Annotated in this window: 8 protein-coding genes and 1 pseudogene; 1 reads left to right on the top strand and 8 read right to left on the bottom strand. The window is 35.0% G+C overall.

Annotation, left to right across the window (positions count from 1 at the left end):
- Positions 1-593: 593 nt before the first annotated feature.
- The 8 genes and pseudogenes from G7A72_RS15395 to G7A72_RS15365 form a co-directional block, all read right to left on the bottom strand.
- Positions 594-884: a hypothetical protein gene (locus tag G7A72_RS15395; RefSeq protein ID WP_241258526.1), complete on the bottom strand. Its 291-nt coding sequence runs from the start codon at positions 882-884 to the stop codon at positions 594-596.
- Positions 885-1,564: 680 nt separating this feature from the next.
- Positions 1,565-4,201: a cyanophycin synthetase gene (gene cphA, locus G7A72_RS15390; protein WP_165153210.1), complete on the bottom strand. Its 2,637-nt coding sequence runs from the start codon at positions 4,199-4,201 to the stop codon at positions 1,565-1,567.
- Positions 4,202-4,595: 394 nt separating this feature from the next.
- The gene (locus G7A72_RS16775) at positions 4,596-4,805 is read right to left on the bottom strand and encodes a PQ-loop domain-containing transporter (RefSeq protein ID WP_165153208.1); all 210 of its coding nucleotides are present in this window, start codon (positions 4,803-4,805) and stop codon (positions 4,596-4,598) included.
- Between the two features lie 10 nt (positions 4,806-4,815).
- Positions 4,816-5,376: a DUF72 domain-containing protein gene (locus G7A72_RS15380; RefSeq protein WP_371807571.1), complete on the bottom strand. Its 561-nt coding sequence runs from the start codon at positions 5,374-5,376 to the stop codon at positions 4,816-4,818.
- A gap of 19 nt (positions 5,377-5,395) precedes the next feature.
- A pseudogene (locus G7A72_RS16770) lies at positions 5,396-5,452 on the bottom strand (hypothetical protein); the annotation flags it as partial.
- 279 nt (positions 5,453-5,731) lie between these two features.
- Complete coding sequence (locus G7A72_RS15375; RefSeq protein WP_165153206.1) at positions 5,732-6,352, bottom strand: ferritin-like domain-containing protein; 621 nt, start codon at positions 6,350-6,352, stop codon at positions 5,732-5,734.
- Between the two features lie 945 nt (positions 6,353-7,297).
- Positions 7,298-7,867, bottom strand: a complete 570-nt coding sequence (locus G7A72_RS15370; protein ID WP_165153204.1) for a ferritin-like domain-containing protein — start codon at positions 7,865-7,867, stop codon at positions 7,298-7,300.
- Positions 7,868-7,886: 19 nt separating this feature from the next.
- Positions 7,887-10,031: a catalase gene (locus tag G7A72_RS15365; RefSeq protein WP_165153202.1), complete on the bottom strand. Its 2,145-nt coding sequence runs from the start codon at positions 10,029-10,031 to the stop codon at positions 7,887-7,889.
- 798 nt (positions 10,032-10,829) lie between these two features.
- Here G7A72_RS15365 and G7A72_RS15360 point away from each other — a divergent pair.
- A complete protein-coding gene (locus tag G7A72_RS15360) occupies positions 10,830-11,153 on the top strand; it encodes a helix-turn-helix domain-containing protein (protein ID WP_165153200.1) in 324 nt (107 codons plus the stop codon).
- Positions 11,154-12,099 lie beyond the last annotated feature (946 nt).

The following is a 12,099-nucleotide window of genomic DNA, read 5'->3' as shown; positions in this document are numbered from 1 at the left end:
ATTTTAAGCAGTAAGAGTTGGGCGGCAACCAACAGATAAAGTAAATTTTATTTTATTAATTATTCATTTGAGTCTATTTTATGACAATAAAATAGTACTGAATGCAGTAAGTTTCTCAACCATAAATGCACTTCGATCTGCGCAGATGTAAACATAAAAAGAATTAAATTTCGGCATTCTTGGGCTCATGTAATTTTGATTTTCTATAAAAAAGTAAGCCTTCTCAAATTTTTACAAAATGTATTTCGGTGTGTTAAAATAGTAAACCTAATAGCTAAAATTTACTGTCCTATTTGAACAAAACAGTAATTTTTTGCAATAGATTTCACAGATTAATTCGTCACATAGCTTTAAAATCTTTTTAATCTTCTTAATCTGTGGCAAAAACTCTTTCAATAATTGGCTACAGTATATCTTTTTTGCTTTTTATCTGATTGTCGACTTATCTTTTAACTTTCCCAAAATCAAAGCGATAAGTAGCTTCTATGTTCAAAAGAAGTGTATTTGACATTTTTTCTAATAATGGAATTCGGTTATCCCCAAATTGTAATGCCAGAATTTGTAAATCAAGTTTTTCATCTATTAGATACACATTAAACTAATTTGAAAAGGTCTCCCATTTTTAGTCGCAAAAGAATTTTTTTATCCAAAACGCTTCTTTGTAAATAAGTACAAAATTCTATAGAATTATTTTCTACATAATTCGAACGTAAGTTATTAGTGGTCAATTTGTAATTGTTTCCATGACCCAGAAAATCTATACTGACCCTTGTTTTATCAGTCAAACTATAATTGATATCAGCTTCATTTGGCATAAAGAAATTTATTTTAAAACGTTTATTGGGACTGCGGTAATAGAAAGTCATAATTGGAATTAACGACATAACGACAGCTTCACTGTTGCCGTAAATTCCGAAACCATAGCCAAAACGTTCGTTTTCTTATACTATAATAAAGCCAATCCGACAAGATAAATAGCTTCATTGCTAAGATTGATAGGAACAGATCCCACTTTTGGGAGAAAAAAGGTAGACTCCACTCCAATGCCGGAATAGTTGATACTTTAACCCGCTCTTAAATTTGTGGAGTATAAGTGATTGTTATCAGATTCAGTAAAAATTGTAGATTGTAGCTGCTGAAATTTACACCGGCAACAGCAATATATTTTTAATTTAAAACAATGAGTAAAAGAAGGATTGTTTGAAAGGTAGAAATGTCTGTGTTTATAGATCAATTTTTGAAAATTTATTTTTGTGATTTCCCAAAAATTAATGAAAAACAGATTGATGTCTTCTTGTGAATTACAGAAAAGGGGGGCTAATAAAAACAATATTGGTAATTATTATCTTTTCATTTTTTAAATCGTGAGGTAATTATATTATTTGAATTTAGAAAAGAAAGGTTTCTATTTTTTGATAATTATATGAAACCTTTCTTTTTTTAGAGGCTAAAAAACAGTGCATTTTTTTTATAAAAACGTAGTTTGGGTGCTGTTGAAAAAAAATTATTCCTCTTATATTTTACTTCAAGTCGCTTGCACAACTAGTAATTACGCAATTCATTTTTATATAGATTGCGGCACAAAATTGACTTTTGTATTTTCTTTTTCTATTTGTTGGCGCACGTAGGCAATCGTATTTTGAATGTTATCGACACACACAAAAATAAATTCTCCTTTTTGTGCCTGATCAATGGCATATTGGATAGATTCTATTTCATCAGAGATGATTTTTACTTTCACATTGCTTTTTGTTTCCCGTAACCCATCACAAAGCATAGCGCTTAGTTCCTCTGTCGTTCTGCCCCTGTTTTCACCATGTCTTATTATTATTTCATCAAACATTTGCGCAGCATAACGGCCAATGTTTTTTATATCTTCTACACGACGGTCGCCAGTGGCTGAAATAATTCCTGTTTTTTTTGTTGCATTAACTTGCTCTATGAATTTTTGCATCTGAATGTATCCATCCGTATTATGAACATAATCAATCATTAATTTGAAATTTTTAAATTCAAAAACATTCATTCTGCCTGGTGTCAATGCTGGCGAGGGGATAAAAGATTGAAGCGCAGCTGTAGTCGTTTCGATTGGAAAATTACTTATTGAAGCCGCTAATAATGCCGGTAAAATATTTTTAATCATAAAAGCGCAGGTACCGGAAAAGGTCAGAGGCACTTGATTAACGGCTGCTATTTTGGTTTTCCAATCCCCGTTGCTGATAACAAAGTAATTATCCTCAACAAAAGCCGCTAATCCGCCCTCACTACAATGTTTTTTTATCCGTGCATTATTGGCATCCATACTGAATAATGCGATAGCACAAGTAAGCGTATCTTTCATTTGATAAACCAAATCGTCATCCGCATTTAGAATTGCAGTTCCGGTATCAAAAGTGCTTTGCGCAACCACTGCTTTAACCCGTGCCAATTGTTCTATGGTATCAATGTCGTTTAAGCCCAAATGATCCTCGGTAACATTGGTTACCACGCTGATGTTGCAGTTATCAAACCCTAAGCCGGCCCTAAGTATTCCGCCTCTATCACATTCGAGTACGGCAAAATCAACAAGTGAGTCACTAAGCACGGTAGCGGAACCGACAGGTCCGCTGCAGTCTCCAAAACGAATTGCGGTTCCATCAATATAAATTCCATCCGTTGTCGTATATCCTGTATGATGGTCAGCTGCTTGAGCCAAATGGGCAATCAATCGAGTAACCGTTGTTTTACCATTGGTACCGGTTACAGCAACTACCGGAATACGCCCGCTGGTATTATTTGGGAAGAGCATATCTACCAAAGGGACAACCACATTTCTGGGTGTACCTTCGGTAGGAGAAAGATGCATTCTCAAACCTGGACCAGCATTTACTTCTATTACAGCACCATTTTCTTGAGTGATGGGAATAGTAACATCTTCTGCGATGATATCAATACCGCAAATGTCTAAATTCATCAGACGCGCAATGCGTTCTGCCATGAAAACATTTTGTAGATGTACAAAGTCCGTTACATCTGTAGCAGTTCCACCCGAACTTAAGTTGGCAGTATCTTTCAAAAATAAAATTTCTCCAATAGATAAAACCGAATCTAGTCTAAGTTCTTTTGCCGCTAAAATGGATAATGTTGCCGCGTCAATTGTTATTTTTGTGAGTACTTTTTGGTGACCTTCCCCTCTTTTTGGATCACTATTAGTTTCACCAATCAGTTCTGCAATAGTAGACTTACCATTGCCTGTCACTAAAGCCGGTGTTCGTTTGGCTACCGCTGCTAATTTGTAATTGATAACTAGAAAACGATAGTCATTACCTGGTATAAAACGCTCGATTATTACTTCTTCGGAAATTTTTTGGGCATCATAAAAACCCTTTCGCACTTGGTTTAAAGTTGTCATTTGAGTAGTAATTCCTCGGCCATGGTTGCCATTTACCGGCTTGGTTACCAGTGGAAATCCAATTTTCTTAACAGCTTCTTCCAGTTCAGTTATATCGTCGATTAACGTACCTTTGGGTACCGGAATATACGACCGGGATAATAAGTTGCGGGTAGCATTTTTATCAGAAGCCAAATCAACGGCTATGCTACTTGTAGTTGATGCAACGGATGCACGGATAATTTTTTGATTATGTCCTTGTCCCAGCATTAATAAAGAATCATTATTTAGTCTGGTATAGGGGATGTTTCTACTTTGCGCTTCATTTACAATGGCAAAAGTACTGGGACCCAATTTTTCGCTATTGTGCAGGCGTTGCAACTCTTTTATAACTGCATCCAAAGAATAATCTAAGCCGATCAGCAGATGCTCTACTAAATCAACAGCAGCTTTGGCAGCATATTTCCCAGCTCTTTCAGTACTATAAGAAAATACAACGTGATAAATTCCCTTTACATTGGTAGAACGTGTTCGTCCGAAACCACAATCCATCCCCGCAAGACTTTGCAATTCAAGCGCAATGTGCTCTATCACGTGTCCCAGCCAAGTTCCTATTCGTATACGCTCAAAAAAACCGCCTTCAACTCCTTCTGAGCATCGGTGACTTTTCAAAGATGGCAGTACGCGTTCCAACACTGCGCCAAAACCATCAATTGTGTTAGTAGGGCGTTGCTCCCAATCTCCAATGTCAAGTTTCATGAAAATAAGTTTTTTCCTGTATCCAGACCAATAATTAGCGCCTCGCATCACCTTAATCTCTACTATCTCCATTGTTTTTTACTTTTTTTGTAACGTATTATATCATTATTTAATCCATCATTACTACCACGATTTCCTGTCAATTCCCCTGCGATAAAAAAGCAAATTGGATATAAATCACTAGAAAATAGCTCAAATCGTCCCGTTCTATTTCAATTTTCTAGCGAAAAATTTCCATACTTAATTATTTTATTTTTTTTGATTGCATTACCTAAACGATATTTATGGTCATGCGAAAACGCTACTGTAAAACTATTGGTTTATGTAGTCATGGTATTTATATTATAATTTAAAATATTTATACAATTCATTCATTTTAAAATCAAGATTTGCAGTCCAACTTATTTTTTATACAAATCATTATTTTTTCAAAGTTCATTTCATGATTAGAATAATGGTGGAAAACTTAACATATATTCGTTAGGGATTGTATGAAAAATTTCTTTCCAAAAATTCTGTAGGCGGTCCACATGATTCTGCCTGCAAGCAGCAAAACATAAGTGATTACCGTCCTGTCTTTTATTGATTTTGTTTTATGGATATTGTAGGTCTGTGGAAAATCAGCACCAGTGGTGATAGCAACACCGACTAAACCCAGTATCTTTCCATACTCCACAAATTGCCAACTAATATTTAAATAGTCTGCTCAGTTCTAATGCATTTAAAACTCCGGTTGCACTTGCGGTATTATTGAAGTAAATAAACACTTCTTCGAACAAGTGTTTATTTACAATAGATGCATTTAGATTCATTAGATCGGTGTGGCTGTATTCAGAATAAAACATTTTTGGATTTCCGTGAAGCCTGAGGCAGCCAACGAAAGTGTTGGCAATAATATCGGATGGCATCGTCGGGTGGCTGACGCTGCAAAAGATGATGTTGTTTTTTGCCAACTGGTCATACGCGTCTTTAGAACACCAAATTTGGTGTCGGAATTCGACCGCTGTTTTAAAATTGCGAGTCAGGGATTCTATTATAAGATTGAGCTTTTCAGAGCTGTAATGAAAACTGGAAGGAAGTTGGAATAGGATACAGCTCAGTTTATCGCTGAGCCCGCGTTTGCAAAGCGCATACAATTGATCGATTTCGGGTTTGCATCCAAGGAATTTTTTGATATGCGTTATCACTTTTGGGGCTTTAACGAAATAGATAAAACCATCGGGACTTTTCTTAAACCAGTTTTCCAAAACTCGCCAGGTTGGTAACTTATAAAAATGTAGCGTTAATTTCGAAAGTGTTGAAATGTTGGCAATAAAATTCAAACCATTTTGCCGAAGGTCTATTATAGGGATAAAAAACATTTTTCCATTAGGCATTGCAGAAGGAGGAACAGCCGATATGTATGTTTTTTTGCAGACATAAAAATAAGGATTGCGTTTATAAAAAGAAAGAGGCAGCCGTTGCAAAGTTGAATTTGTACCGTCTCTAAACATCAAGTGTAAAAAAGATAATAATTCCAAAAAAAGACTAAAAATACAAGCGCCCAAATCTTTGATCCGGGCGCTTTGTTATCACGATAAAGCTGTGCTGGAGAACTACTATTTATTTATGGCCTTCTTGAGTAGCATCAACATTGATATGGGCCATAGCGATTTCGGTTAACTTTACGTCAGCGTTTTTCTCTTCTTCAAGTGTTTTTGCAAAAAGCAGGGCTGCTTTTGTTTCACCAAGAGTAACGGCATAAACACGCAAAGTGCCATAGGTGGCTATCTCATAATGCTCTACTTTTTGCGCTGCGGCAATCATAGCTGCATCACGTACATCACCAACTTTAGTTTCTTCGATTATTCCGTTAGCCTCATCAAGTAAACCTGCCATGGCGTCGCATTTCTTGCCAACGGCTTTAAGACCCAATGATTCGAATACTTTTTCCAGTCGAGTAACGTGTTCTTCAGTTTCTTTCAAATGATGCTCAAACGCATGAATTAATTCTGACGCCGTAGCATTTTTGGCCATTTTAGGCAGAGCTTTTGTTAATGCCTTTTCTGCCCAGTAAATGTCTTTTAATCCATCTTCAAAAAAATCTCTTAAGTCTTTCGCCGCATCAGGTTTTGCCTTTATCACTCCTTTTTTAGGCTCAGCGGCTTGTTTCTTAAGTGCAGTTCCTCGTGTTTTTTGGGACGGTACGCCCGCTTTTGTTGGCTGATCTTTTGTCGTTTTCATAACTTTTGATTTTAGAAATTAATTATGTTATTAAATGAAAAACAAATTTAAAAATTAGTTAAATCTATTACATACAAAATTCTTATAAATGTTTACAAAATTCACATATATCTATATTTAATTAACTTAAACTTTACAAGTATGCTTATCTTTTTGATATAATTAGCAAATATGCTAAATGATAAAAAAGAGTAAATCATACAAAAAAATCAAAAAAAGCCTTACTTTTAAGAGTAAAGCTAACAATGTGCAGTTGTTCACTACACATGTCCGCTGTGATTCTTTGGGTGGTCTACAACAACAATAAAAAAACCGCTTTATTACATTTCAATGCTCCATTTCAGGACTAACTCGTCTGCGATTCTTAGGATTTTCCCCTTTGTTCCAAATCAAGGAGTGCAAGAGGTTTAACAAGTATTTACATGCGCTAAACTCTTTTTCTTCCTTGATAATTTTTTTTTTCTAATTAAGCTTTTGTAAATAGCCACGCTTTAAAATAAATTCTACGCCATAATTACTTTGTTCCGCTATAAAATAAATAATTTTAAGGTAGTTCCTGTTTCGTAAAAATGAACTTAAAATTTTATTTTTAAGATAATTATGATTCTAAAAAAGGAAAAGAAAATCCAGTACACAAATGCATTTTATCAGCTTTGGCCGTGATTAAAATCCAAATTCTATTTTTAATTTATGCCTTGGTCAAGATGAATTGATATCAAAATTCCATTTTATTTGGAACCAATTATTTGTAGCCATTAATACAGTTTTGCAATCAATCTATTACATATCATGTACTTAATAGCGTTAATTCCTTCTCCTTATTATCATGATAAATTTTATGCCTAAAATACTTTTAATACAAAAACATCTGCACTGGGTACAGATGTTTTAGTACTTTAGAAATCAGTAATTAAAATAGGTTGCTCGATGACCCGATGATAATTACTATTCAGCCGCTTCAATATTAACGATATTGAGTGCAATGTTATTGAGCAGACAGTCTGCCTCTTTTTCTTCAGCCAGCGTTTGTGTTAATAATTTTGCAGCATCATTTTCGCCAAGTGCTTTTGCAAAGGCAGACAAGGTACCATAAGTTGCAATTTCATAGTGTTCAATTTTTTGCGAAGCAGCAATGATACCAGCATCCCTTACAGGCCCTAGCTCGGTTTCTTCAAGAATACTGTTGCCTTCTTTTAACAGTCCAGCCATAGCCTCGCATTTTTTTCCTTCTGCTTTTTCTCCAAGAATATCGAAAACTTTTTCAAGTCTTGTAACTTGATTTTTTGTTAGGGCAAGATGTTCTAAAATTGCACTCGCAAGGCTGGCCGATGTAGCATTTTTAGCCATTTTAGGCAAGGAATCAACAAGTGCATTTTCTGCCCAATAAATATCCTTAAGACTATCAATAAAAAAGTTTCTTAAATCAGCAGCTGCGTTTGACGAAGGCGATACGGTATTATTTTTATTGTCTTTCGCACTAGGTTTACTTTCAATATTTTTTTCTGAATTTTTCATATATCTAATTTTTTGAGGGTTAATTGTATAAGTTTATCTCACGCTCCCAAAAACGATGATCGCCCATAGCAGCTATAAAATCTTTAGCAAAAGTTTCATTTGCCACATCGTTCGTTAATAGAATACCGCCATCATCCTTGCTTATTTTCGAAGCAAATGGTGCTGTTATTATCAATTCTGTTGCTTTTCCATCAGCACCAATAACTTTACAATGTTTATAGGCATCGCTCAGGAATTCCGTAACATCATCATTTTTCATTAGGGTATTAAATCCCAATCCATGCGGAATGTAAACAGCGTCAAATAGAACTGATGATGCGGTCAGAAAACTAAAGTCAGCAGCAATCGCCCCTTCTGTATCAGTGAGAACTGATCCTAGATGTGGTGCAATTATTAACCCTACGGCATCTTCTTTTACAAGAGCATTTTTCATATTCATAACAGCTGCTTCCGAAACTCCATGGGTACAAATAATTGCCACTTTTCTCGAAGCAATTGTAGCTGAATTGGTTGGGTTTTTAAGCATCGAAAGAGCGTCAGAAGATACAACTGACGACTCCACAATACGTGGCTCCTGCTGACCTTTTATTTCATTTTCTGGTGAAACTCCTCTGTTTAAAGGGGTTTCAAGTACAGTCGGGACAGCAGCACCAAGACCAATAGCAACTTTTTCTGCCAGTTGAGTGTCTACTTGAGATAGAAGCCCCAACATTCGGATTCTGATGGCGGTCGTTTCAACTTTACCCAGTTCAAAGCGCAAAGCTTTTACGATATGGCTTTTTTCTGTTGGTGTCTGACTGTTAAAAAATAATTTAGCCTGACCAAAATGGTCAGCAAAACTTTCGCTTCTTTCTCTAACTTTATGCGAATCGACGCGCTCGTTGAAACTTGAAAATCCCCCTTCACTAATTTTGGCTTGGTAAGGACATCCTCCACCAAGTGAATTAGGATGATAACTGACACGCCCTACATTGATTTCCTGACGCATATGTCCATCTCGTTGATTGTTATAGACTGGCGCAATGCTTCTATTAATTGGTATTTCATGAAAATTAGGACTACCCAATCGGGATAGTTGTGTATCTGTGTAAGAAAATAATCTTCCCTGAAGCAACGGATCATTGGAGAAGTCAATTCCTGGCACAACATGTCCCGGATGAAAAGCAATTTGTTCTGTCTCGGCAAAGAAATTATCAGGATTTTTATTTAGCACCATTCGACCAACAACAGTAACTGGTACAAGTTCTTCAGGAACGATTTTCGTTGGGTCAAGTAAATCAAATTCATATTTGTGCTCATCTTCTGCTGGAATTATTTGTATCCCTAATTCCCATTCAGGAAAATTACCCGTTTCAATCGCTTCCCATAAATCCTCTCTGTGAAAATCAGGATTCTTTCCTGAAATTTTTTGTGCTTCGTCCCATGCTACTGCATGAGTTCCTAATTTAGGTTTCCAATGAAATTTTACGAAACTAGACGTTCCAGCTTCATTGATTAATCTAAAAGTATGAACTCCAAACCCTTCCATCATGCGATAGCTTCTAGGAATCGCACGGTCAGACATGACCCACATAATCATGTGCATGGATTCTGGCATGAGAGAGATAAAATCCCAAAAAGTATCGTGAGCAGAGGCCGCCTGTGGCATTTCATTATGAGGTTCCGGTTTTACTGCATGAACAAGATCTGGGAATTTTGAGGCATCTTGAATAAAAAATACTGGAATGTTATTCGCCACAAGATCATAGATTCCATCCTGCGTGTAAAACTTAACAGCAAATCCTCTAGCATCTCGGGCAAGATCAGTAGAACCTCGGGAACCCGCAACTGTTGAAAATCTTGCAAAAACAGGAGTTCTTAATCCTGCCTCTTGCAAAAATCCAGCTTTCGTTAATTCAGGTATCGGATTAGTTACTTCAAAGAAACCATGCGCTCCAGAACCACGCGCATGCACTATTCTTTCAGGAATTCGTTCATGGTCAAAATGTGTGATTTTTTCTCTAAGAATAAAATCTTCAAGCAACGAAGGTCCGCGTTCGCCCACTTTGAGTGAATTGTTATCGTCATTAATACGGACACCTTGATCGGTAGTCAGGAACTTGTTGGTCCCATCTGATTTGTTACCTGACAAATCGCGCTGTTTTTCATCTTGCAAATTTTTCATTCAATAAAATTTATTAGTTAAAATACTTTGAACCTGCCAGAACATTTCATGATTATTAATTTATTACTAACACATTTAGAGCAAGTTACAGTCTTAAAATCATCTAGCATATCAAAGTTAATTAATATTTTATTATCGCCATTGCATAATTATTTTATAATATTGCACAATTGCCACTTTTATCTACAATTTTATCGTAAAGTATTTTAAAAATTAACTTAGGGGCCGAGTCCCATGCCTTCTCTTATTTCACGTACACGAAATTTGATCGTGAAAGCTTTATCTTCGTAAAAAAATAGAGAAAAATTTACTTTGCCAGTTTTGAAAAAATTCAAAATCAGAATCCCACATGAGGTATAAAATCACAAACGGATTCCACAACTGGATAAGCAAATAAACTACAGTTGGTAAGCTAAAGATGTTGAATCACTATGATACAAGTCGCTGAAAGAGCTAATATCGCAAGGGTAACATTAAATCTAATCAAGTCGGGGCAACCAAGCGTAACAAATGAAGTGATTGAATCAGATGATTTTAAAAGAATAAATAATCTACAGAAAACATTTCCGCTGTAAACAACATGAGCAATCAAGCGGTCTCTCTTCGGTTGTTCTCTTTGTTCCGTTGGGCAGCTATAGTCGGTCAACCTTACACTTTCCGAAATGAATAATTATTATCTATTGCCCTACAATCAGTAATAGTTAGAAATCAAAAGCCAAACTCTCCCTTTTAAGGACATCTTTTATCTCCAAAGTCGGTAATAAATACTTTTACATGAGATTTAAATAACCGATCACCATGAAGCCATTTACTTTTGACCAAATACCTGTAATGATGAACAAAATTCATGATAAATTGGAGCATTTGGAAAAACTTATTCTAAGAATCTCTATTGTAGAGGAAAATGAGAACGAAATTCTAAACATTCAAGAAACATCAAAACTTTTAAATCTATCGGTATCAACAATCTACAGTAAAGTATGTAAAAGGGAAATCCCCGTCAATAAACAAGGTAAACGCATTTATTTTTACAGACATGAGTTAATGAAATGGATTAAGTCTGGTCGAGTAAAAACTTATTTCGAAATCCAAAATGATATTGAAAAGAGGTCAAAAATCTAAAGTTAATACTAGATTTTTGACCCCTTTTCTTTTTACCCCTAATATCTAAGTATTCTCATCATACAAGACTTAGCTTTTTTATGTTAATGATATAATCAACATTCAAAATTTATAACTATTTTTGCATAAACAACTCCATTGAGTTATGTCATCTTGATAAGGATACTTTGTTTTGTTTTGCGATGATGTGTTTTAAATTGTACCATAATTGTACCACCTAAGTTTAAAACCCTATTAAAGTAAGGAAAGTTATTTTCTGTATCGGAAAGTAGCAAAACAAAACATCACAAACCAACGAGTTAAAATATTGATATAAAATATTTTAACTCGTTTTTATTTAGACTTTATTTTAGATATTATGCGTTATTTTGATTCGATTTGTACCTCAAATTATGGCTCTTAAATACACAGAGTAATAATTTAAATTTACTTAAAGTAGTTAGTTTTTAAAGTTATTTCAACTCATAACTTAAATTAATCAATAAAAATTTAGCAAACCCAGTACTAAAATCGCAATTAAGATTCCTATATTTGCTGCCAAATTGCATTACTTCGTTTATAAAATCAATGCTGTTTGCATAAAATTAAGAATGAAAAAGAAAATTATCTTTATTAATTTTTCAGTGTCTCTAATGGTGTTGTTCGCAATGCTATTTCAGACTGTCCATTCTTATGAACATATTTACAGGCAGATCACTGAAAAACATTGTGATCATAGCAATAACCTAAACAAATATCAAATTACGCACAGCCACTCGGTTGATGCCAACTGCTCTATTTGCCATTTTGCTTTTAGTACATTTATCCCAACTGATTTTTATCCTTATTCCTTTGCTAAAGTTATTAACGCAATTACGATTGAATTCATTTATTCCAAAATAAATTCGACTTTTTTTAAAGGAAGTCTTTTTGCACTTCGAGCACCACCTTCCTTGGTTTAACATTA

The organism is Flavobacterium sp. Sr18, assembly GCF_011064265.1.
Classification (GTDB): domain Bacteria; phylum Bacteroidota; class Bacteroidia; order Flavobacteriales; family Flavobacteriaceae; genus Flavobacterium; species Flavobacterium petrolei.
This window is presented reverse-complemented; position numbering and strand designations above follow the sequence as displayed.

Bases quoted from the DNA above. Each gene is read 5' to 3' on its own strand.
- G7A72_RS15375 (WP_165153206.1), bottom strand. From the start codon at position 6,352: ATGAAAACGACAAAAGATCAGCCAACAAAAGCGGGCGTACCGTCCCAA.
- G7A72_RS15370 (WP_165153204.1), bottom strand. From the start codon at position 7,867: ATGAAAAATTCAGAAAAAAATATTGAAAGTAAACCTAGTGCGAAAGAC.
- G7A72_RS15360 (WP_165153200.1), top strand. From the start codon at position 10,830: ATGAAGCCATTTACTTTTGACCAAATACCTGTAATGATGAACAAAATT.
- G7A72_RS15365 (WP_165153202.1), bottom strand. From the start codon at position 10,031: ATGAAAAATTTGCAAGATGAAAAACAGCGCGATTTGTCAGGTAACAAA.
- cphA (WP_165153210.1), bottom strand. From the start codon at position 4,201: ATGGAGATAGTAGAGATTAAGGTGATGCGAGGCGCTAATTATTGGTCT.
- G7A72_RS15395 (WP_241258526.1), bottom strand. From the start codon at position 884: ATGTCGTTAATTCCAATTATGACTTTCTATTACCGCAGTCCCAATAAA.